Here is a 22960-nt window from a genome sequence, read left to right as displayed (position 1 = left end):
ATCAGGCCAGCGCCTCGAGGCTCTCCGGCAGGATCTGGCCGCCGTCGACGATGATCGTCTGTCCGGTCACGTAAGCTGCTTCCTTCGACGCAAAGTAGAGCGCGGCGTAGCCGATGTCCTCCACGGTTCCGAGCCGCTTGAGCGGGATCGAGGCGGCCATGGTCTTCTGGTAGTCCTCGCCCAGGCCGGCAAGCCCCTCGGTGACGATGTTGCCCGGCATGACGGCGTTGACGGTGATGCCGTATTTCGCCAGCTCGATGCAGGCCGTGCGCATGAAGCCGAGCTGCCCCGCCTTGGTGGCGCCGTAGTGCGACCAGCCGGGAAAACCGGTGACCGGGCCGGTGATCGACGAGGTCAGCACGATGCGGCCCTGGTCGGATTTCTTGAGATAGGCAACCGCCGCCTTGACCGCGTGGAAGGTGCCCTTGAGGTTGGTGTCGACAACCTCGTCCCATTGTTCCGAGCTCATGTCTTCGAGCCGCGCCTGCGGAAAAATTCCGGCATTGGCGCACAACACGTCGATGCTGCCGTTTCTTGCGGCCACTGTCGCAAAGGCGCTCTCGATGCTGGCGAGCGACGTGACGTCGCCAACCACGCCGAAGGCGCCGTGGCCGATCTCGGCGGCAGCGGCTTCGGCCTGGTCGAGATGGCGTGCGATGATGGCGACCTTGGCGCCCGATAGCGCGAACACCCGCGCTATGCCCTTGCCGATGCCTTTCGATCCGCCGGTAACGACAACGGACCGACCCTTCAAAGACTGGGTCATGATCTGAAGCTCCAAAATGAGACGGGGACAGAGTGATACCCCGTCCCCGTTGCCGAAAAGGATGCCAGGGCGATGTGCGCCCTAAAGCGCATCGCGTTTGGTTGGATTCATGCGATGCGCTTTAGGTCATTGTTCTTATGCATGTCGTTCCCCCCAAAACCGGGGGCCACTTTTGGGCGACATGCATTAGCCTTCGTTCACCATGTGACCGATGTTGTCGTATGCCTTGGGGTTGGCGGACTTCAGCACGAAGCCCCAGATCAGGCCGACGATCAGGATCGCAAGCCCGACATAGGGGATGCTCCTGGCGAAGCCATTGGTGCCGCCGAGCGTCGCGAGGTTGGCCACCAGCGTGTAGACGAGGACCAGCTGGACAACCAGCGAGATCAACGGCGCGATAACCGTCGTCAGCAGGCTGCCGCCGCCATTCTTCTTGAACCACATGTAGATCGCCAGCGAGACAACGGCCTGCAGCACCAGCAGCAGTCCGGTGCCAAGCACCGCAAACAGCGTATAGACGCCAAGCCAGGCCTGTCCCGACGGATCGTCGAAGCCGTAGGCCAGGCCGTAGAGCAGCACCCATATCGCCGCCAGCACCGACTGCAGCGCCGATGCCTTGTGTGGGCTCTTGTGGTGGTCATGCGTCTCGGCGATTGCCTGTGGCAGGACGCCTTCGCGCGCCAGCGAGTACAGATAGCGGGAAGCGGTGTTGTGGAAGGCCATGCCGCAGGCGAAGGAACTGGTCAGGATGAGCAGCGACATCAGCTGGTAGCCCCAGCCGCCGACAAAATTCTGAACCGGTGTCAGGAAGAAGTTCACCCCGTCCGAGAATGCCTTGGCCACCATGTCGGCCTCGGTGGGATAGGACGCCACCGCGCACCAGCTGACGAAGGTGTAGAACAAGCCCAGGCCAATCACCGAAATCAGCAGCGATTGCGGAATGATACGCTTCGGATCGCGGGATTCCTCGGCATAGTTCGGCGCCATTTCGAAGCCGACCCACGACCAGAACGCCATGAAGATGCCGACAGCCGCCTCGCCAGCGGGTATGGCCACATCGCCGACCTTCTGCTCGGTGACAGGCGTAAACACCTTGAACACGTTCAGCGAGTCACCGGAAAAATTCGTCCCGCCATGAGCGAAAAGCACGCCCAGCGAGAAGATCACCAGCATGATCACTTCAAGAATGAGGGCGATGCCGAGCAGCCGTGCGGACACTTTCACGTCGCGGTAGGCGAGTGCAGCGATGACCACGATCATGCCGAGCGCAAGGACGATCCACGGCACGTTGATGCCGAAATGCTGGGAAAGCCACAGATTGCCGAAAAATGCGAACAGCCCCGTCAGCGAAGCTTCGAACAGCGAGTAGCAGGCGAGCGAGCCAATGCCCGCCGACATGCCGACCTCACGGCCGAGCCCCTGGCTGATGAAGGCGTAGAAGCCGCCGACGGACGACACGCGCGATGCCATCGCCGCATAGCCGACCGAGAAGATGGTCAGCACGATCGTCGCCATCAGGAAGGCGGCCGGCGTGTATTTGCCGATGCCGTAGCCTGCCGCGAACGGGACATTGCCCAGCATCGCCGACATTGGCGCCGCGCCGGTGACGGCCAGAAAGAGCACTCCGGCGAGCCCCACGGCCTTTGAGTGCAAAAGATTGATGCTGTTACTCTTCGAGACGTCGATCGTCCCGCGTGCAGTTTCTATGGCCATGAAGCCCTCTCCATTCGTGACAGCTGTATTTGGTCCCCGCACGTGGCGGCCGATGTGTCCCGGCCTGCGAGTGCAGCCATGACACTACGGACGCTGCGTCACTTTGCCAAGGCCATGATTTTGCCAAGCTCGCCGCTCGACATCACGTGGCAGTAGATCATGTTGATGATTTCGAGCTCCTTGCGATGAAGCTCTTCGGTCGCCGCCGCGCAGCAATCCTCAAGTACAATGACCGCATAGCTCTCATCCGCCAGGCTGCGCACCGTCGAGGACACGCACTGGTCCGTGAAGATGCCGCAGCAGATGACATTCCTGATGCCGAGATTGTGAAGGATCAGGCGCAGATTTGTTCCCGTCAGCGCGGAATCGGTGGTCTTGGTCACCACGATTTCGTCGCCGGCCGGCTGAAGTTCGGCAACGAGCTGCGACGGCGCATCGTTCTTTGGCAGCAGCAGATTGTTCCAGCCCGGCATTTTCTGGGAGAGCGAGCGGTCGCGCCCGTCCCTGGTGTGGCAGGCGATGCGGGCAAAAAGGCATTCGATGCCATTTTGCCGTGCCAACTCCAGCAATCTTGCCGTGTTCGGTATGACCGTGCCGTGCATGCGCTCGTGGAACGGCGTCCACAGATCGTAGCGGTGCTGTTCCTGCGGCGAAAGCGACGCGCGATCCGGTCGTTCCAGGTAGGTGTTTTGAACGTCGATGACCAGGATGGCGGTTTGTGCCGGCACCAGCACCGGATCATCCGGCTCGGGTGCGCCGAGGTAGTAGAGCGAACGGAATCCGGTTTTCCAGCCCATGCGGTCCTTTCAGAAGCGGAACGTGAAAAGGCCGCGCGCCGCATAAGTCTCGGCGGCTTCCTCGATGAAACGGGCGATGCGTTCGGCCTGGTAGGTCTCGCGCATCGTGGCGGCGGCCTCGAGCAATTCTTCCTTGGACTTGGCGCGGCCCGGGCGCAGCAGTTCGTAGACCTGCATGATGAAATCCTGAGGCACCTCTACCAGCTCCGCCCCGCGCTCGAAGTTGAGGGCCAGCGTCGGCCGCCCGACATCGCGCGCCACGTCGGCCTGGGCCTGCAGCGCCTGCGGTGTGATGCGAAGGTCTTCCATCGTCACCTCGCCGGCAAGCACCGCATCCAGCGTGATCTCCGGAAGCGCCTTGCCGTGCTTGCCGGTCACGGCGCCGGGCTGGGTTTCGGCGAGCGGATAGTCGGCGCGCGTATGGGTCACGATTTCGCTCCCGTCAGGGTGATGTCGACCTCTTCGGGCGCCGCACCGGCCTCGGTCAGCCCGGTTTCGATGGCGTAGATGAGGGCGACGCGGGCGTGGTAGCGCGAACCCATGGCCTCGCCCCGCTGCGGCACCACGATAGGCTCCGGCATTTCACCCAGCGCATAGGCGGCCGCATTGGCGCCCAGCGCACGATAGTGCTCGAGCCTGGTGATCGGCGCATTGGAAAACAGTTCCAGATTGTTGTGCGGCTGGCGGTCGCGCTGATGGATAACGGCCGTGCCCTTGGCCTGGATGCCGATGCCGATACCGCTGCCGGCAAGCCGGGCGGCGGACAGACCGAGAAAGGAGGTGTCGGCGGTGTGGCGGAAGCGAACGACGCGCGCCTTGAGCCCGCGTGCACGGATTGCATCAAGCATGGCGCCAAGCACCTCGGACAGCCGATGTCCGGCCGTCGTCCGGTAAAGCTTTAGCCCAAAGGCCGGGCTGATGCCGATGACGACGTCGTCCTTTGCCGACCCGCTGGCTGCCGGCCCAAGGTTGCGATAGCGGATGTGCCTTGCTTCGTCCTTCTCGTGCAGGGCTTCGGAACGCAGCACTTCCTTCTGATCCAGCACGTCGCGGATGTCGTTGAGCTGCAGGCGCCGTTCTTCGGACACGCGATAGCCGGAACCGGGACCGAGATAGTCGTTCGGATCGTTCACCGCGCTGACGATCCGCCCGTTGCGGATCATCGCCGAGGTCTGGAGATAGTCGCCGGAAAGGCGCAGCTTCACCACGTTCAGCAGGTTCTCAGCCTCTTCGCGGAAGCCGCGGTTGGCCAGCGCCTTGACCACGTCGATCACGGTGATGCCGCGCTCCTTGATGGCCTCACTGATGAAGGACACGTCGCGCGGCATCAGGCTGCGCGTATCGTCGGAGCCGGAAGCGTAGACCACACTGGTCTTCATGTCCTCGGTCGGCGTTGACAGGCCGAGCTCCTCGAACACGGCGGCGATCGCCTCCACCGCCCGCTCGCGCAGCTCGATCGCGCGTGACTCTGGCAGCGGCGTCAGCCCGCCATCGGCCTCGAAATCGCGCTGCAGCACCAGATAGTCTTCCAGCTCCTCGCCGTTGATCAGCGAAGGGTTGAACGAATTGTCGTATTTCAGGATCGATCCCATCCCGGAACAGATCAGGTCCGAGCCGGCGATCAGGTAGGGAAGGATCTTGGCGCCGACACGAATTTCAGATTCGGTGGAGCGCGCGTCATTGCCCGATGCGCATTCGAGATCGAGCCAGACGGCGATGAGGTTCTCGGCCATCAACTCGCGGACACCGCCGGGAATAGTGGCGGTCAACGGCGCTCCGTCGATGCCGCCATTCTGCGTGCCCTGCACGCCCATGCCGCGCTGCAGGCAGAGGCAGCGCGCCTCAAGGTAAAGCAGCGATTTTGCTTCATGGAAGCCCATCAGCAATTCGGAGCCAGCGCCCGACGTGCAGCGCATCTTGACGCCGCGCGAGGCATAGGCGGCGGCGAGAAATGCCTTGGACCACGGCGTGTCGTCGCCATCGGTGAACGATTTCTCGGTGCCGTAGACAGAAACGGTTTCGGCGTAGGAGGTAAAGCCGGCCATGGCGATGCGCAGCTCTTCCGCTTCCTCGCTGGAGCACTGGAACAGCGTTCCCCAGCGGCCGACGGCGCCGCCCACCGCACACGCCACGGCGTTGGACCAGGCGTTGCGCGACACGCGCATCGTTGTCTCGATCTCGTCGAAGCCGAAGGCGACGGCAGTTGCGGCATCCGCGGCGAGCTGCAGCGGGTCGTCCTTGGCGTTGGTTACATGCGCCTGGTTGCCCGGCGTCTTGCGTGCCCGCATCTTCGAATAGGCGAAGGCGATCTCCAACGCGTTGAGCTGCGACACCACCTCGGCGAGTTTCGCGGGCGTCATGCCATGGGCGAGCCGCACCAGCGCTTCGCGCGGCACGTTCATGTCGACCAGCCAGCGCGCGACGGTCGCCGAGTCCAGCGCCATCGCTTCGGGCGCTATGTCCGGATCGATGTGATGGCGGGCGATGAAGCGGTCGATCATGTCGTAGTCGTGTTCGAGCACCCCATCGAGGGACACGACGCGCCCGCCGCTGATGCCGATGCCAGGTTTGGGGTCGGCCGGGCTGGAGAAGGCGGAGAAGCCGTTGGCGGCGTCTTCCACCGCGAACTTGTCCAGCCGCAACGGCCGCTCGTCCCAGTCGGCGAAGCGCTTCCAGCGGTTCAGTTTCGGCGTCATGCGTGCGATCCTCGACCCGGCAGAAAGACTAGTGAATGCCCGCTCGCCACACAATGGTCTGGATCGAGCGTCGCCGAAGGGTCTGCACCCGGCCACAAGGAAATGCGGTCGAGAAACACCACGGCGATTTCATCGTCCGCCAAGCGCACGATCACCAGCGTCTCGAGCCGGTCGGCTCGACGACCGCCACCGTTGCCGGCATCCTGTTTTGCTCGTCCATGACCAGGCGCGACGGCATGGGAAAGCGAGCCAGCCGCCAAACAACCACATAAGTTTATTCGTTTTTGACCAATACGCGCCGGTGGATTCCTGTAATCTCCAGAAAAACACCGGGCTAACCGGGCCAACCAGAAAGGTCGGGGAATGAAATACGTCGTCGATACGATCGGCGGTCCCGCAGGTGGTGATGCCTGGCAAGCCGCTGTTACCGAAGCCTATTTTCCGCTCGACACCGAGTATCGCAACCGTCGCGAATTTTCAGGCACGCTGGAAACCTTCTCTCTCGGGCTCGTCAGTGTGTCTAAAATGCGCTGCGATGCCGTAAGCTATCGCCGCCATCGCCGCCATTTCCTCAACGAGCGTGACGCCAGCCTGCTCATCACCATCCCGGAGATGAGCGAGGTGAATTTCTCGCAAGGGTCGAGAACCGTCAATTGCAGCCCGGGGGGCTTTCTCGTCGAGAGGGGAGATGCACCTTACGAATTCTGGCACGGCAAGCCAAACGCGCTGTGGGTCCTGAAGGTGCCGTCATCGAGCGTTCGGGCACGGATCGGATCCGCCGAACGGCTCAGTGCGCTCAGTTTCGACGCGACCCAAGGCATCGCCGCGCTCTTCCTCGACACGGTGCGAACCACGATCGGCCATCTCGATGAGATCACGGAAGTCGCTCGTGAGATGATGGGCAGGCACATCCTGGAAATGCTGTGCCTGTCGATCGTGAGCGACGATCGCGTGCTGGACAGCAGCATCTCGTCGATCCGGGCCGGCCATCTGCATCGCGCCGAGCAGTATATTCGCGACAATTTGAAGACTTCCGGCCTCGGCCCGCAGGCGGTGGCTGATGCCTGCGGCATCTCGCTCCGTTACCTGCAGGTTCTTTTTCAGGACAGCAACCAGTCGATCAACGGCTTCATCCGCGACGCCCGGCTTGAACTGTGCGCCGAGGAACTGATGTCGGTGACCAACATCAGCAGCGTTGCCGAGATCGCTTACCGCTGGGGCTTCGCCGACCAGTCCCAGTTCTGCAAGCACTACCGGACGCGGTTCGGCTGCGCACCGACGGATACACGTCGCGAAGCAGCGAGCCGGGCGGGCCGCGCGTCGACCTCGAGAGAGCGGCACTAGACCCGACGAAATCCGGGCCAATTCCACCATTCATTGCGACGTCACCCCGGCAAGGGGGCGGCGAAGGCGGGGCTTTGCCCGCAAGACCTTGCGAAGGAACTGTCATGAGCCGAATTAGAGTTGCCGTCGATGTCGGAGGGACCTTCACCGACATCTGCATCATGGACGAAGACAGCGGCGCGATCCGTATCGAAAAGACCGCGTCCACGCCTGACGATCCCATGCAGGCCATTATGAATGGCGTGGAGCAGGGCCGCATCGATCTTTCGCAGGTGACCATGTTCTCTCATGGCACGACGGTCGCCACCAATGCGCTGATCACCCGCCGCCTGCCACGCACCGCTATGGTCTGCACCGAGGGTTTCCGTGACGTTGTCGAGATCCGCCGCGCCAACAAGGAAGATCTCTGGGACACCTACAAGGATGTCGCCAAGCCCTATATCCCGCGCCGCGACCGGCTGACCGTCCGGGAACGGGTCAGTGCCGAGGGCACGATCCTGGAAGCGCTGGACGAAGAGGCTGCGCGCCGCGTCGCGGACATTCTCAAGAAACGCCAGGTCAAGTCCATCGCCGTCTGCTTCATGAACTCCTATGTCAACGGCGCCAATGAGCGCCGCATGCGTGAGATCCTGAAGGAGGCAATGCCGGATCTGCCGGTCTCGATCTCCTCGGAGGTGATGCCGGAAATCTTCGAGCACGAACGGTTTTCCACCACCATGGCCAACGCCGTCTGTGCCCCGGTCGTCGTCGACTACGTGTCGCGTCTAGGAGAAAAGCTTGCCGCGGCCGGATACAAGCGAGATCTCCTGCTGCTGCACAGCGGTGGCGGGGTCATGACACCCGCGAGCGTCAAGGATTTCTCGGCCCGGCTCGCGGGATCGGGCATCGCCGCCGGCGCGATAGCAAGCCGCTTCATCGGAAATCTCTGTGGCTTCCCGAATTCGATCGGCTTCGACATGGGCGGCACCAGCACCGACGTCTCGCTCGCATGGAACGGGGAGTCGCGCATCACAAAAGACTGGTACATCGAATTCGGATATCCGATCCGCTTCCCCTCCATCGAAGTGCTGACCATCGGCGCCGGCGGCGGGTCGTTGGCATGGCAGGACGAGGGCGGCAGCCTGCGCAACGGACCGCAGTCCGCTGGCGCCTTTCCAGGCCCGGCCTGCTACAAGAATGGCAACCGCATTGCCACCAACACCGATGCCAATGTCGTGCTCGGCCGTCTCGGTACCAGTCTAGCGGGCGGCAAGATCACACTCGACCCAGCCCTGGCCGCCCAGGCGGTGCAGGAGACGGTGGCGGCACCCTTCGGCATGGAGCTCCACCAGGCGGCCGAGGCGATCATCGCCGTCGCCAACGCCAATATGGGCAATGCCGTCCGGCTTCTCTCTATCAGCCGAGGCTATGACCCGCGCGACTTCGCACTCGTCGCATTCGGTGGTGCAGGCGCTTTGCACGGAGCGGCCGTGGCCAAGGAGCTTTCGATTCCAACCGTGATCGTGCCGCCCAATCCCGGCGTCACCTCCGCGCTCGGTTGCCTTCTCGTCGACGTGCAACACGATTTCTCCGAAAGCTTCATGGCCGATGCTTCGACTGTCTCGCCAGACGAGATGCAGTCGGCGTTTGTCTCGATGGAAAAACAGGCCGTCGAGCGCTTGACCCATGAGGGCGTAGCGCAGGAAGACATGGCGCTGCAGCGTACGGTCGAGATGATGTATCAGGGCCAGTGGCGCTCGCTTGCGGTGTCAGCGCCGGCGCGCATCGAGAGCATCTGCTCGCTGATCGAGGCATTCCACAACGAACACGAACGCGAGTTCAACTACCGCCGCGAAGAGGCGCCGGTGTCGATCTTCCGCATCGCGGTCAAGGCGATCGGCATCGTCCCGAAAGCCGAGATACCGCGGCACGAAGTCTTGCCTCATGTGCCCAAGCCGCTCGGCCGCCGCGGCGTCTGGTTCGACGGCGTCTCTCATGACGCGGCTGTCTATGAACGCGACCAACTCAGCGCCGGCGCTGCCTTCACAGGACCTGCCATCGTCGAACAGTTCGATTCCACCACCGTGGTTCCGCCGGGAATGAGCGCCACCGTCGACGGCTTCCTGAACATTCTCATCGTGACGAAAGGCTGAGACATGACAAAGCTGATTGAAACGAGCCCTGGCCTCGACCCCGTAACGTTCGAGGTGCTGAAGAACTCCTTCATCACCACCGTCGACCAGATGGCCGAACAGATGCTTCGCACCTGCTATTCCTTCGTCATCTACAACCGAGACTTTTCGAACGCCCTCCACGACGCCGATGGCAACTCCGTTGCCCAGGGCAACTATGACATCGCGGTCCATGTCGGCACACTGCACAACACGTGCAAGGAGGTGATCCGGGTCTTCGAAGGCGATATGGCGCCCGGCGACGTCTACGCAATCAACGATCCTTATGCCGGCGGTACGCATTTCAGCGACGTGCGGCTCGTCCGGCCGATCTTCGACGAAGACAAGCTGATCGGCTTCTCCCAGTCGAACGGCCACTGGTCGGATCTCGGCGGCTCCGTGCCGGGTTCCTTCGACGTCACTGCCCGCGACATGTTCCGCGAAGGCCTGCGGATCACGCCGCTGCGTCTTTTCCAGCGCGGCCGCTTCTGCTCCGACGTCGCCAACATGATCGCCGCCAACACGCGCGATCCGGCTTCGATCATTGGCGACATCCATTCCCAGGCGCAGGCGACGCACGCGGCCGAGCGCGAACTGCTGCGGCTGGTCAAGAAGTACGGGCGCGGCCAGGTGGTGCGCGGCATGGAGGAGGTTCAGGACTACGTCGAACGCGCCGTGCGAAAGCGCCTCGCGGAGCTGCCCGACGGCACCTGGGAGACGGTCGACTATATCGACCGCGATCTCGGAGCCGGCGAGGGCATGATCCCGATCCGCATCAAGATGACGATCAAGGGCGACACGATCCACTACGATTTTACGGGAAGCCATTCGACCATCGCCTCGATGTACAATTCCGCGCCGGGCGCGACTTTCTCGGCCGTGGTCGCCGGCATGAAGACCTTCTTCCCGGACCTCCCGCTCAACAGCGGGTTTTACCGGATGATCGAGGTGACCGCGCCGAAGAACAGCGTCGTCAGCGCGGAATGGCCGGTGGCGGTGACCGGGTTCCTGATGCCGTTCGAAAAGATCATGAACGCGATCTTCGAGATGTGGTCGAAGATCATGCCAGAACGCGCCATCGCCTGCGCCTTCAACCTCGAATATCTGCTGGCCGGGGGACGGGACGCGCGCAAACCCGAAAAGCCGATCTTCATGTTCTACGAATGGCTGCCTGGCGGCTGGGGCGGGCGCAACGGCAAGGATGGCGCCGATGTCACCACCGCCTGCTTCGGAACGGGGCTGATGTCGCAGCCGAACGAAGGCAACGAGCGGGTCAATCCCACGCGGACGATCGAGTTTCAGATCAAGCAGGATTCAGCCGGTCCCGGCAAATGGCGGGGCGGCGTCGGCGTGCAGAAGACCTCGTTGTTGCTCGAGGCCGAAAATGCCGTCATGTCCTATATTTGCGACCGCGAGCGCGCTGTCGTCTGGGGTGTCGAAGGGGGACTGCCGTCGATGCCCCACGGCTTGACCATGAAACGCGCCGGAGAGGGGACCGAGATCTGGCTCGGCTCCGTGTTCTCCGATTACCCCGTCCACACAGGCGACCAGTTCGCTCGTCCGACGGCCGGCGGCGGCGGTTTCGGCGATCCACTCGAGCGAGAGCCCCGCAAGGTGATGGAGGACGTCATCGACGACTACGTTTCCCTGGAGCGAGCCAAGACCGACTACGGCGTGGTGATCCACGAAATCGACCGCGACCTGTGCCAGTACGAAATCGACGAGACGGCGACCGAAGCCTGCCGTGCCGACATCCGGTCGAAACGGAAGGGCTGGGCACGCATGGATCCCGAGGAGGTCGCGCGCAAATTCCGCTCCGGTGAGATCGATACGCTCGATGCGGTTCGGCACTATGCCGTGATCCTCGACTGGGAGACCGGCGAACTGCTTCCCAAAACCACCGCCCAGTTCCGTGAGAGCTTTGAGAAACGGACCGTCGCCCGCTGGGTCTGAGCGCTAACGAGCGCGCCGCAAACCTTGCGGGCGCTTGCATGGAGCTATCTGTTTTTTCGATACGATATTCAAAGAATTACTATTTCACAGGAGCTTGAAGCTGGAGCAACAATGTTGGAGCGCCGCGAAAGTTGGCTGCTTCCGAGGGGTATGACAGATGGCACCAGGCGTGGAACGATCGTTCACCGCGGCCAGCACACTTGAAGAGGCATTGGCTGCACGCCGGCAAGGTGCTGCGGTGCTTGCCGGCGGCACCTGGATGATGCGTGATCCCCGGCGCGGGGTCGACCTCCCCGAGGCGGTGGTCGCACTCCACCGAATACCGGCCTTGTCCAAGGTCGAAATCGAACCGGACCATGTCGTCATCGGTGCCGCTGTTACCCACGCAGCACTTGGCCGCGCGTTGCATGGGGCAGCGGGCTTCGAAGGTCTGCTTGCGGCGGCGCAGGGTGCGGCCAATCCCGGCATCCGAAGGGTTGCCACCGTGGGCGGCAACCTCTGTGCCCTCGACTTTGCCGCCGCCGATCTCGCCCCCGCGCTTCTCGCCTGTGAGGCGACGGTGGAGCTGGAGACGTTCGAAGGTCCAAAACTTCTCGGTATTTCGGATTTCCTCAAAGACAGGCACACGTTGCTGACCGAAGCGATCGTGACGAGAATTCATCTGCGCCGCGACCTGATCGCAAGTGCGCATATCCGCCTGCCGCTTCGGAAAGCCGGCGACTACCCGGTCGCCATCGTCTCGCTCGCGGTGGACAGAAACAAGCGGTGTCGCATTGCCGTCGGTTCGGTGGAGCCTGTAGCGCGGCGCTGGACGGCGCTCGAACAGGCCATGGGGGCGGACCCTGCCTCCGAGCTCGATCCGCAACGCGCCGCCGAGCTTGCACTGGAGCACAATGATTTTCAGGGCCGCGACGGCAGGGAAGCCGAGGGTTGGTACCGGCGCCAGGTTCTTCCGCCGCTGGTCAAGCGCGGCGTTGCCGCACTTCTCAGGACCGAGGGCCTGGCATGATTGTGACATTCCAGTTGAATGGCGAGGACTGCCGCTTTCATGGCGATCCGATGACGCCGCTCGTCGACATCCTGCGGCGGGACCAATTCCTGACCGGGACCAAGGCCGTGTGCCGCGAAGGCTTCTGCGGCGCCTGCACGGTGCATGTCGACGACGAAGCGGTGCCGTCCTGTTTGAAGCCGGTTGGCCTGGTCCAGGGATGCGCGGTGACGACCATCGAGGGATTGAGTTCCGGAAACCAGGCGCTGCACCCGCTCCAGGCCAATTTCGAGGCCGCCGATGCCGTGCAATGCGGCATGTGTTTTCCTGGAATGGTCATGAGCCTTTCGGCGTTCGTGCGCGACAATCCGCATGCGAGCCGGCCTGAAATCAAGGCCGCGATGGTCGGCAACATCTGCCGCTGCACCGGATATGAGCGGATCGTCGACGCCGTGGCCGACTGCCTCGACCAGGCGCGCAAGACCGGCCAGTTGGTGGGAGGCATCAATGTCTGAGCTGTCCGCCACGGTGATGAATCTTCCCCGCCGCGATGCGCAGGACAAGCTGCGCGGGCGCACGAAATACACCAACGACCGAGTTCGCCCCGACATGTTACATGCCGTGCTGCTGCGGTCGACCGTTCCTGCGGGGCGTATCCTCAAGCTCGACGTTTCGGCGGCACTTCGCTATCCTGGCGTGCGCGCGGTGGCGACCGGCGCCGATGCGCCAGGCCTCTACGGCATCGGCATCGCCGACCATCCGCTCCTGGCCATCGACACGATCCGCTATCACGGCGAGCCAATCGCCGTCATCGCTGCCGAGACGGATAAGCAGGCGCGGGCGGCACTTGCCGCCATCATGCTCGAGGTCGAGCCGCTGGCACCGGTGCTCACCATGGCCGATGCGCTCCGGCCCGCCGCCCGCCTCGTTCACGAGGGCTGGCGCGGCTATGAGGTGCTCACGGAAGGTGGTGCACGTGCCGGCAACATCGCATGGGAGGCAAAATCCAGTCGCGGCGACGTCGATGCTGCCTTCGCCCGACCCGATATACGCATTGTCGAGAGCAGCTTCACCGTCGGCCGGCAGAGCCACGTGCCCTTCGAACCGCGCGTTGCCATCGGCTCCTGGGAGGATGGCCGTGCTCATATCCAGACCTCGACGCAGGTGCCCTGGACCGTGCGCAACGTCACCGGAAGGGTCATGCAGCTTGCGCCCGGGCGTGTGCGGGTCACCGTGCCGCCTGTCGGTGGCGGGTTCGGCCTGAAATTCGATGCGTCCATCGAGCCGATCACGGCACTTCTGGCGCGGATGACCGGGCGCACGGTGGTCCTGGAAAACACCCGGCAGGAAGAGATGGCAACCTGCCTCTGCCGCGAGAATGCGGAAATCCGCATTCGCTCCGCTGTCACCGCCGAAGGATACATCGCCGGACGCGAGGCGGTCGTGCTGATGGACTGCGGTGCGTATGGCGGCGAACAGGTCTTCCTGACGACGATGACGGCGCATACGCTGGGCGGCAATTACAAGGTTGGCGCCACGCGGCTCGTCAGCCGCGCCGTATACACCAACACGCCACCCAATGGTGCTTTCCGCGCTTGCAACGGCGTCTACAACACATTCGCGTTGGAGCGACATACCGACGAAATCTGCGATGCGCTGGGTTTCGACCCGATGGAGTTTCGGAAGAAAAATGTCCTGGGAGATGGCGATCTCGGCGCCACTGGCCAGGTTTTCGAGGCCGACGTGCTGGGTCCGATGCTCGATCGCATGGAGACGTTGCGCGCCAGTACCGGCACATCGGAGGCCAAGGCCGACGGCAGGCTCTATGGAATTGCGACCACGGTCGGCACATGGTTCGTTTTCGTCGGGCCTTCGGCGGCGACGGTGAATTTGAACGCCGACGGCAGTGCAACACTGGTCACGTCGGGTGTGGAGATTGGTTCCGGCACGATGGTGCAATCCCTGCCGCAGATCGTGGCCGGGCAGCTCGGCCTTGCTCCCGACCAGGTGATCGTGCGCGAAGCCGATACGGATGCCGCCGGTCTCGATGTCGGCGTTGGCGGCGGACGGACCACAGTGTCCATTGGCGCGGCAAGTGTGGCCGCCTGCGCGGAGGTGCGCGAGAAGTTGTTGCGGACCGCCGGCGAGATGCTCCAGACCCGACCGGAAGATTTGGTACTGCGGGAGGGGCGTGTCGAGATCGCGGAACGTCCCGGTTCCGGCATGTCGATCCCCGCTGTCGTCGCCCATGCGCAGGCAACCACCGGCCCGATCACCGGAAGCGGAGCCTTTACGGCCAGGAACACGCCGGCCATGGCGGGCTGCGCCATGGGGCATTTCATCGATGCGCTCGACATCCCCGTCTTCGTCGTGCACGAGGCCGAGGTGGCGGTTGACCCGGACACCGGCCATGTCGAGGTTCTGGCCTATCGCGTGGTGCAGGATGTCGGCCGTGCGCTAAACCCGCGCGCGGTCATGGGCCAGATACAGGGCGGGGTCGTGCAGGGTCTCGGCTACGCCTTGCATGAGGAGGTGACGATCACCGCCGACGGACGCATCGCGCAGGACGATTTCGAGACCTATCGCCTGCCGCTGGCGCAGGACGTGATCCCGGTCGCCGCCGACCTCTATGAGGGTGCACCGTCGATGGGGCCGCTCGGCACCAAGGGCGCGGGCGAGGTGCCCATCCTGGCCGTGGGCGCGGCGATCGGCTGCGCGGTGGCACGCGCCATCGGCAAGCCGGTGCGGCAACTGCCGCTGATGCCGCCGCGCGTGCTTCGACTGCTGCACGAGCACGAACCACCGCCGGAATTCCCGCACATCGCCCCCGGCTGGGCAGCAAACACTCTGAGCTGAGGCACCAAACCATGGTCACCCTGAACTGCGACATGGGGGAAAGCTACGGCAACTGGCGCTTCGGCGACGATGCCGGCATCATGCCGCATATCGATTGCGCCAACATCGCCTGCGGCTTCCACGCCTCCGATCCATGGACGATGCTGAAGACCGTGCGGCTCGCGCTCTCGCATGGCAAACAGGTCGGCGCGCATCCTTCCCTTCCCGATCGCGAGGGGTTCGGCCGGCGCGAAATGAAACTTCAGCCGGAGGAACTGACAGCCGCCTTCCTCTACCAAATAGGCTCTCTGACAGGGATACTGGCCGCCGAGGGCGGACGGCTCAGCCACGTCAAGCCGCACGGCATCATCTACGGCATGGCCGCGCACGACATGGACACCGCCCGGGCAATTGCCGCGGCGGTCAAGCCGTTCGGCGTCCCGCTTTTCGGCATGGCGGGAACCTTCCACGAGGCGGCGGCAGCGGAACTCGGCGTCGCCTTCGTGGGCGAGTTCTTTCCCGATCTTGCCTACGCTCCCGGCGGCAGCCTGATCATCCCGCGCGTCCAGTCGGCCATCGACCTGACGCTTGCCGAGCACCGCATGGTGGGAGCGCTTACCCGACGCGAACTCGTCACGGTAGCCGGCACGGTCCGTCCAGTCGAGTTCGACACCGTCTGCATCCACTCCGATCCGCCGAATGCGCGCGACGTCGCCGCGTTGATGCGGCGGATCATCGACACGCATTCCAAAAGCCTCCCATGATTCATTTTTCCGAATCGTAAAGGCTCTATGCATGGGATCGAGGACGATCTCGAGCCTACAACCCGAACCATTTCCACGAGCCGCTGAGGACTTCCATGGACGCGCTTTCCAACTCTCTCGCCGCCGCCGACATCGCCACCACCATGCACCCCTACACCAACCTGCGTCAGCACGAACAAACCGGGCCGCTGATCATCAGCCGCGGCGACGGCATCCGTGTGTATGACGAACGTGGCAAGGAATATATCGAAGGGCTCGCCGGGCTGTGGTCGGTGGGCGTCGGCTTTTCGGAAAAGCGGTTGGCCGACGCTGCCTATCAGCAAATGCTGAAGCTGCCCTACTACCACACCTTCTCCTCCAAGGCGCATGAGCCGTCCATCCGGCTCGCGGAGAAGCTGGTGGAGATGACGCCGCAAAACCTGACGCGTGTGTTCTTCACGTCGTCGGGTTCGGAGGCCAACGACACCATCGTCAAGATGATGTGGTTCATGAACAATGCGCTGGGCCGGCCCAAGAAGAAGAAATTCCTGGCACGGACCAAGGGCTATCACGGCATCACCGTCGCCTCCGGCAGCCTGACGGGCCTGCCGATCAACCATCGCGACTTCGACCTGCCGGCGATTCCCGTTCGCCACCTGACCTGCCCGCACTTCTATCGTTTCGGCATGGAAGGAGAAGACGAAGCGGCCTTCACGGCGCGTTTGCTTGCCGAGCTGGAAGCGGTGATTGCGGAAGAAGGGGCTGATACGATCGCAGCCTTCATAGGAGAACCGCTTATGGCAGCTGGCGGCGTTCTGCCACCGCCGGTCGGCTACTGGGAAGGCGTGGAGAAAATCTGCCGGGCAAATGATATCATTTTGATAGCAGATGAAGTGATCTGCGGTTTTGGCCGTCTTGGAACGCCCTTCGGCGCTCAGAAATACGGCTTCACGCCTGATATCATGACGGTCTCCAAGCAAATCACGTCGTCTTACATGCCGCTTGCCGCCGTCATTTTCTCCGATGCGATCTATCATGCGATTGCCGACAACACCGCCACGATCGGCAATTTCGGCCACGGCTTCACGGCGTCGGGTCATCCGGTCGCGACGGCCGTTGCGCTGGAGAATCTCGCCATCATCGAGGAACGCGATTTGATGGGCAATGCGGCCCGGATGGAAGCGGCCTTCCAGGCGGGTATTCGCTCGTTTGCCGATCATCCCCTTGTCGGGGAGGCTCGCGGCACCGGCCTGATCGGGGCGGTCGAGCTGGTTGCCGACAAGGCGACCAAGCGGCCTTTTGCAAAAGTAGGCCGCGCGGGCGCGATAGCGTCGGTCATCGGTCACGAAGAAGGTCTCATCTTCCGCAATATCGGCGACCAGCTTGCGCTTTGCCCGCCGATGATCGTGACGGCAGAGGACATTGCGGAAATCATGACCCGCATGTCGAGATCGCTGGACCGGCTAACCGGTGCTGTCGCGAAGGAGGGGCTGGAATGACCGGCGAACATGCTAACCAAACCGGCATGACCGGCGGCGATCTTCCGGCTCAGCGGTCCGCGCTTCTTGGCCAGTTCATGGCGGCGTGGAACGCCCACGACCTCGACGGCTTGATGGCCTGCATGGCGCAGGATTGCGCCTTCCATGGCTCGGCTGGACCCGAACCGAGCGGTCGCCGTCACATTGGACGGGAAGCCGTGCGCGCTGCCTATGCCGCTATCTTTTCAACCTTTCCGGATGCTGCCTGGTCGAATGGCAGCCATGTGGTCAGCGGAGATACCGGACTGTCTTCCTGGCGCTTCACGGGAACAAGTGCGGCGGGAGACAAGATAGAGGTCGACGGCTGCGACATTTTCGTTTTTTCAGGCGCGCGGATTGCGCTCAAGGATTCCTATCGCAAGGCCCGGACGTAAAAGGTCATCGGCTGATAAATCGAACCCGGCCCGCATCATGCTGGCCGGGTTTTTTTGCTTTGCCGGATGGGAAGAACGGCCGGACCGAGCCGGCCGCCACCACTACTTCAAGAGCGCGTCAAGCGGGATCGGTTCGGAGATCGTCCAGCTGTCGACGATCGATGGCTTGCCTTTCTCGGTGTCGGCGATCAGGTATTTGGTCTGGTTCTGGTGGTGCAGTTCGGAGGTGAAGGTGCGGGGACCAAAGAGGGTCGGCTCGTTCTTCATTTTTTCGAGTTCCGCGACAACGGCATCGGCGTCGATGCTCTTGGCGCGTTCAACGGCCTTTGCCCAGACGTCGATCATGACATAGCCTGGATAGACATACATGGAAGACGGGTCGGCGCCGGTCTTGGCCTTGTAGGCTGCGTTGAACTTGTTGACTTCCGGATTCGGGTCGTCGCCATAGATGGAACCCTGAACCGGAACGTAGAAATTGGAAAGGTCAGGTACGGCCGAAAGCCAGTAGCTGCCGTCCACCCCGGAGCCGTTGAGAATCATCGAATTGATGCCTGCGGCGCGGATCTGTTTAACCGCCGAAACAGAGCCCGGCATCATGGTGCAAAGCATGATCGCATCGGGTTCTTTTGGCAGGGCCTTGATACGGCTGATCTGGGCAGCGATTGAGGGGTCGTCGTTCTTGAAGGTATCTTGACCCACAAGTTTGGCGCCCTTGGTCTCCAGCTTCGGCATCATCCAGTCGAAGCCGTCGCAGATGCCCTTGTTGTATTCGGTCCAGGTGTCGAGCAGGCGGTAGAAGGTCTTGGCCTCCTTCTTGTTGTATGCCCATTCGGCCATCGTCGCTCCCTGCACGGCCGCCAGCACCGACGCCGAGAAGCTGTGCGGACCCACGCCCTGTATGCCCGCCTTTACGGATTCAGCGCAGAGGAAGAAGGAAACCTTGCCAGCCGCCTCGGCGGCGAGTGCCGCGGGCGAACCGAAGTCGTAGTCGCAGGAGACGACGACGAGGTCTGCGCCCTGGTCGAGAACGGAAAGACCGGCCTTTGCGCCTTCGGCACGGTCGGACTTGGTGTCGGCTTTCACGACTTCAATCTTCTTCCCCAGAAGACCGCCGGCGGCGTTGATTTCGTCGATGCGGATCAACGCGGCATCGGTGGCAGGCTTGTCGTAAGCCTCCATGAAACCCGATTCCGCCGTGGCGAAACCGACCACGATCTTGCTGTCGTCCGCCAAGGCTGGAAACGCAGCCGTTGCGGTGAAGAGCATCGTTGCTGTCGCTATTTTTAGTTTGTTTATCATAGACTTCTCCTTTCAAGGTTACGGCGGCTTACAATCCGCCGGTCAGTCACCGCGGTTGCGGGTTAAAGAGATCTCGCGATTGCCGAAAACGCCTGCCGGACGAAGCGCCAGAATGATGATCATGATGATACCCAGGGCGATCTCCTGAAGGCCTTTCGGTATGGCGAAGGCGACGTCGCCAATGGAAACCCCGGCTTCCAGCCAGCGCAGGGTCTGGATCAGGGCCGAGAGGAACACGACACCGATCACGGCGCCCGAAAGGCTGCCCATGCCGCCAACGACAAGCATGGCGATGGTGATGAAGGTGAGACCGAGATAGAAGGTGTCCGGCGTTACAACCCCGATGGAGTGGGCCATCAAGGCGCCGCCGAGCCCCATTATGGCACCGGAGATCACGAAGGCGACAAGCCGCTCCCTGGGGATATCGACGCCGGAGGCTGCTGCCGCCGTCGGTTCGTCGCGGGCGGCACGCAGTGCGAGGCCCGAACGCGATATGGCATGTGCCCAGGCAATGAAGATCGAGATGATGGCGGCGATCAGATAGGGCCAGATCGAGCGGATGATCGGGATGCCGACGACCGACGATGTCCCGCCGGTGACGGTTTCCCAGTTGGAGTAGATCGTGTTGATCATTGCCAGCATGGCGAAGGTGGCGATGGAGGCGGCGATGCCCGATAGCCGCATCAGGATCCGCCCGAAGACCAGCGCCGCCAGTCCTGCAAAGATCGCGGCGATGATGGCCGCCTCCCAATAGGGCATTTGGGTTTTTATCAGCCAGCCGGGGAGACCGGAAAAGGCCATCTTCTTCATGACGGGATTGATCGTCAGCCACGCCGCCACATAGGCGCCGAGGCAGGTGAAGCCGATATGGCCGAAGCTCAGCACGCCGGAATTGCCGATAAATACATAAAGGCCGACGACGAGGATGACCCGGAGGAAGACGTCAATGATCACCTGATTGAATGGTCTCGATCCGGTCATTATCGTCAGCAGTGCGATGGCGATCATCAACAGCGCTAGCAGGATGGGCGTGATGATGGTACGGCGCGCCAGCACGAAGGGCCGAGGGGGTTTGGCGACGATGGTGCCGGTGGTCAGGTGCGGCTCGATGGCCGGGGACGCTGCGGACATGGATCAGACCCTTTCCTTTGTGCCACGGGCCGAAATCAGGCCTTGCGGACGGAAGAGGAGAACAAGGACGACCGCTCCATAGACAAAGGCATCGCGGAAGGGCCGGGCGTCGATGGGCAGCATGACCTGCATGATCACCGACGCGGCACCGAGCAGGAACCCCGCCAGCACGGCGCCAGCCAGACTGCCCAGGCCGCCGATAACCGTTGCGATGAACGCCATCAGCATGATCGCCGCCCCCATCTGGATATCGGCGGTGCCGGTCTGGGCCACGAAGATCAAGGCAATGGCACCGGCCAGCGCGCCGGACAGCGCGAAGGCCCCCATGATGACCCGGTTGGCGCGGACGCCGAGCATGCGCGCCATGGAGAAATTCTCCGCCGCCGCCCGCATTTCCAGTCCGAACCGGGTCCGGCGCAGAAAGACGGTCAGACCCAACAGGATCAACATCGTCGCGACGATGGTGATGAGCTGGAGAAGCGGCAGCCGGGCGCCGAAAATCTCGACGGGTTGGGAGAGCTCGGGGAGGAGATTGATCGACTTCGGCCGGCTTGAGAAAAGCATCAGCAGAAAATAGCGAATGACGAAACCGAGCGCGAAGGAAGCGATCATCATCGTTGCCGGATTTGCCTTGCGGAACCGCCTGAAGACGATGATTTCACACAGCACCGACAACCCGGCCCCGCAGAGCAGCACGAAGGGCACCAGCAGGTACCACGGCAATTGGCCAGCAAAGACGATGGCCATGGCATCCGTCGACGGCCACAGCAGCGCGAAGACGCAGAAGGCGATGACGTCGCCATGCGCGAAGTTCACAAGCCGCATGACGCCGAAGATAAGGGCAATGCCAAGTGCGCCCAGCGCGTAGAGCGAACCAAGCGAGAGTGCATCAAACAGGATCTGGAGCATCTCAATGGTCCTCGTAACCGAAATAGGCAGCCTGGATCGCCTCGCCGTTGCCGAGTGTCCGGGCGTCGCCATCGAGCACGATCTGCCCGCCGCGCATCAGGATCATCCGCCCGCCCACCATCATCGCCCGGGCCGAACTCTGCTCCACGATCAGCAGCGTGAGCTGGCGCTGCGCACGCAGAGCGATCAGCCGCTCGTAGACCTGGTCGTTGATGTTGGGGGCGAGGCCCAGCGAAGGTTCGTCAATGGCTATAAGCCGCGGATTGGTCATCAGCGCGCGCCCGATGACGAGCATTTGCTGCTGCCCGCCAGACAGCAATCCAGCTTGCCCGTGCCGCCTCTCCTTCAGCATCGGGAAGGTTGCGTAAACGGCTTCGAGTTCGTCGGCCGCCCGGCTGCGCCAGCCGCGGTCGCGGGCGTGCATGCCAGCGCCGACCAGAAGGTTCTCTTCGGTCGTCAGCGAGCCGAAGACATCGCGCCCTTCCGGCACCATGGAGAATCCGAGCCGGGCGATGTTCTCCGGCGCCTGGCCGGTGATCTCATGGCCCGCAAGGTCGATCCGGCCGCCCGCCACCGGTGTCACGCCGGCGATCGCACGCAGCAGCGAAGACTTCCCGGCTCCGTTCGGGCCGGTGATGAACAGGATTTCTCCTTCGTCCATGGAGAAGGAGACGTCGCGGACCGCGGTCAGACGGCTATATCGGATGGTGATATCGGAAAGGGCGAGCAGGCTCATTCCATCACCTCCAGCACAGGCAGGTCGGTGTTGGCGGCCGTGCCCATATAGGCGTGGCGCACCTTCTCGCTGTCGCGGATCGCGGCGGGCGGGCCTTGTTCGATGATCGCTCCGGAATCGAGCACGACGATATGCTCGCAAAGGCCGAGCACCAGCCCGACATTGTGCTCGATGAGCAGGACACCGCAGCCGAGATCGCCGGCGATCTGTCTTATCAGGGCCGAAAGCTCCCGCGCCTCCAGCGTGCTCATGCCGGCCGCGGGCTCGTCGAGCAGGATGTATGCGGGCCGTCCCATCAGGGCACGGCCAATGGCGACACGGCGCTCATCCGTATAAGGCAAGGTTCCGGCGATGCGGGAGCCGAGTGCGCCGATGCCTATCCAGTCGAGCATCGCTTCGGCTTCGGCGATGGCAGCGCGCCGGCTCATTCCCAGACCAACGCCGGTCACCTCCAGATTGTCGAGCACCGGCAGGTCGCGGAAGAGCCGCCCACCCTGGAAGGTGCGGGCGATGCCGCGCCGACGGACCTGATGCGGCTTGAGACCCGTGAGTGCCGCCCCGTCGAGCTTGACGGTGCCTTCGGTCGGAGCCTGGAAGCCCGTCAGCACGTTGACCAGCGTGGTCTTGCCGGCGCCATTGGGGCCGATGAGACCAACGATACGGCCAGGCGTAATCTGGAGGTCTACCGATGACAGGGCCTTTAGCCCCGCAAACGACACCGAGACGTTCTCCGCGCTCAGATGACTCATGTCCCTTTCCTTCTTCTTACCGACGGAAAGGCGCGAAGCATCCGGCCTTGCGGCCAGTCACGTTGCTAATGTCTTTCCCCTGTCGGTTCCGGCGGTCTCTAACGGACTGCTCGGATGCCAAATTCACGCCGTTGCCCGGCGTCGTCTTGTCGTTTCGCGCACCGGATTTTGTCTTCCGCCACGCGCGGTCGGTTTTGGCCGACCGATCTCCTCGCCTCCGGCTCCTCCGCCGGCATTTT

The 22960-nt window shown here is 63.0% G+C and carries 19 protein-coding genes; 9 read left to right on the top strand and 10 right to left on the bottom strand.

What is annotated here, in order from left to right; all coding sequences use genetic code 11:
- Position 1: 1 nt before the first annotated feature.
- From fabG to AC1DX4_RS32265, 5 genes are all read right to left on the bottom strand, one after another.
- On the bottom strand, positions 2-766 hold the full coding sequence (gene fabG, locus AC1DX4_RS32285) for a 3-oxoacyl-ACP reductase FabG (RefSeq protein ID WP_477224175.1): 765 nt from the start codon (positions 764-766) through the stop codon (positions 2-4).
- A gap of 186 nt (positions 767-952) precedes the next feature.
- Positions 953-2479: an APC family permease gene (locus AC1DX4_RS32280; protein ID WP_477224174.1), complete on the bottom strand. Its 1527-nt coding sequence runs from the start codon at positions 2477-2479 to the stop codon at positions 953-955.
- 98 nt (positions 2480-2577) lie between these two features.
- The gene (locus AC1DX4_RS32275; RefSeq protein ID WP_477224173.1) at positions 2578-3276 is read right to left on the bottom strand and encodes a cysteine hydrolase family protein; all 699 of its coding nucleotides are present in this window, start codon (positions 3274-3276) and stop codon (positions 2578-2580) included.
- 9 nt (positions 3277-3285) lie between these two features.
- Positions 3286-3705 (bottom strand): diol dehydratase small subunit, encoded by a 420-nt coding sequence (locus AC1DX4_RS32270; RefSeq protein ID WP_064992266.1) that lies wholly within the window; start codon positions 3703-3705, stop codon positions 3286-3288.
- Entirely contained in the window at positions 3702-5972 is a 2271-nt protein-coding gene (locus AC1DX4_RS32265; protein ID WP_477224172.1) for a propanediol/glycerol family dehydratase large subunit, read from the bottom strand. The genes AC1DX4_RS32270 and AC1DX4_RS32265 overlap by 4 nt, the downstream gene beginning before the upstream one ends.
- Positions 5973-6335: 363 nt before the next feature.
- On the opposite strand from AC1DX4_RS32265, the gene AC1DX4_RS32260 reads away from it, so the two are divergent.
- The 9 genes from AC1DX4_RS32260 (at position 6336) to AC1DX4_RS32220 (ending at position 17897) form a co-directional block, all read left to right on the top strand.
- A complete protein-coding gene (locus AC1DX4_RS32260) occupies positions 6336-7316 on the top strand; it encodes an AraC-like ligand-binding domain-containing protein (protein WP_477224171.1) in 981 nt (326 codons plus the stop codon).
- A gap of 104 nt (positions 7317-7420) precedes the next feature.
- The gene (locus AC1DX4_RS32255) at positions 7421-9448 is read left to right on the top strand and encodes a hydantoinase/oxoprolinase family protein (RefSeq protein ID WP_477224170.1); all 2028 of its coding nucleotides are present in this window, start codon (positions 7421-7423) and stop codon (positions 9446-9448) included.
- Between the two features lie 3 nt (positions 9449-9451).
- Positions 9452-11419 (top strand): hydantoinase B/oxoprolinase family protein, encoded by a 1968-nt coding sequence (locus tag AC1DX4_RS32250; protein WP_477224169.1) that lies wholly within the window; start codon positions 9452-9454, stop codon positions 11417-11419.
- A gap of 157 nt (positions 11420-11576) precedes the next feature.
- Positions 11577-12428, top strand: coding sequence for an FAD binding domain-containing protein (locus AC1DX4_RS32245; RefSeq protein WP_477224168.1), 852 nt, complete (start codon positions 11577-11579; stop codon positions 12426-12428).
- On the top strand, positions 12425-12922 hold the full coding sequence (locus AC1DX4_RS32240) for a (2Fe-2S)-binding protein (protein ID WP_477224167.1): 498 nt from the start codon (positions 12425-12427) through the stop codon (positions 12920-12922). The genes AC1DX4_RS32245 and AC1DX4_RS32240 overlap by 4 nt, the downstream gene beginning before the upstream one ends.
- Entirely contained in the window at positions 12915-15263 is a 2349-nt protein-coding gene (locus AC1DX4_RS32235; RefSeq protein WP_477224166.1) for a xanthine dehydrogenase family protein molybdopterin-binding subunit, read from the top strand. The genes AC1DX4_RS32240 and AC1DX4_RS32235 overlap by 8 nt, the downstream gene beginning before the upstream one ends.
- Positions 15264-15274: 11 nt before the next feature.
- On the top strand, positions 15275-16006 hold the full coding sequence (locus tag AC1DX4_RS32230) for a LamB/YcsF family protein (RefSeq protein WP_477224165.1): 732 nt from the start codon (positions 15275-15277) through the stop codon (positions 16004-16006).
- A gap of 95 nt (positions 16007-16101) precedes the next feature.
- The gene (locus tag AC1DX4_RS32225) at positions 16102-17484 is read left to right on the top strand and encodes an aspartate aminotransferase family protein (protein WP_477224164.1); all 1383 of its coding nucleotides are present in this window, start codon (positions 16102-16104) and stop codon (positions 17482-17484) included.
- Positions 17481-17897: a nuclear transport factor 2 family protein gene (locus AC1DX4_RS32220; protein ID WP_477224163.1), complete on the top strand. Its 417-nt coding sequence runs from the start codon at positions 17481-17483 to the stop codon at positions 17895-17897. The genes AC1DX4_RS32225 and AC1DX4_RS32220 overlap by 4 nt, the downstream gene beginning before the upstream one ends.
- A gap of 102 nt (positions 17898-17999) precedes the next feature.
- Here AC1DX4_RS32220 and AC1DX4_RS32215 read toward each other — a convergent pair whose 3' ends face one another.
- The 5 genes from AC1DX4_RS32215 to AC1DX4_RS32195 are packed head-to-tail and all read right to left on the bottom strand — an operon-like array spanning position 18000 to position 22721.
- On the bottom strand, positions 18000-19196 hold the full coding sequence (locus tag AC1DX4_RS32215) for an ABC transporter substrate-binding protein (protein WP_477224162.1): 1197 nt from the start codon (positions 19194-19196) through the stop codon (positions 18000-18002).
- A 42-nt stretch (positions 19197-19238) separates the two neighbouring features.
- Positions 19239-20327, bottom strand: a complete 1089-nt coding sequence (locus tag AC1DX4_RS32210; protein WP_477224161.1) for a branched-chain amino acid ABC transporter permease — start codon at positions 20325-20327, stop codon at positions 19239-19241.
- 3 nt (positions 20328-20330) lie between these two features.
- On the bottom strand, positions 20331-21236 hold the full coding sequence (locus AC1DX4_RS32205) for a branched-chain amino acid ABC transporter permease (protein WP_477224160.1): 906 nt from the start codon (positions 21234-21236) through the stop codon (positions 20331-20333).
- 1 nt (position 21237) lies between these two features.
- Complete coding sequence (locus AC1DX4_RS32200; protein WP_477224159.1) at positions 21238-21972, bottom strand: ABC transporter ATP-binding protein; 735 nt, start codon at positions 21970-21972, stop codon at positions 21238-21240.
- The gene (locus tag AC1DX4_RS32195) at positions 21969-22721 is read right to left on the bottom strand and encodes an ABC transporter ATP-binding protein (protein ID WP_477224158.1); all 753 of its coding nucleotides are present in this window, start codon (positions 22719-22721) and stop codon (positions 21969-21971) included. Before AC1DX4_RS32195 ends, AC1DX4_RS32200 begins: the two co-directional genes overlap by 4 nt.
- Positions 22722-22960 lie beyond the last annotated feature (239 nt).

This window comes from Mesorhizobium sp. P3_A8, assembly GCF_056402995.1.
Note: the sequence above shows the minus strand (reverse complement) of the source record. Positions and strands in the feature narration are given on the sequence as shown.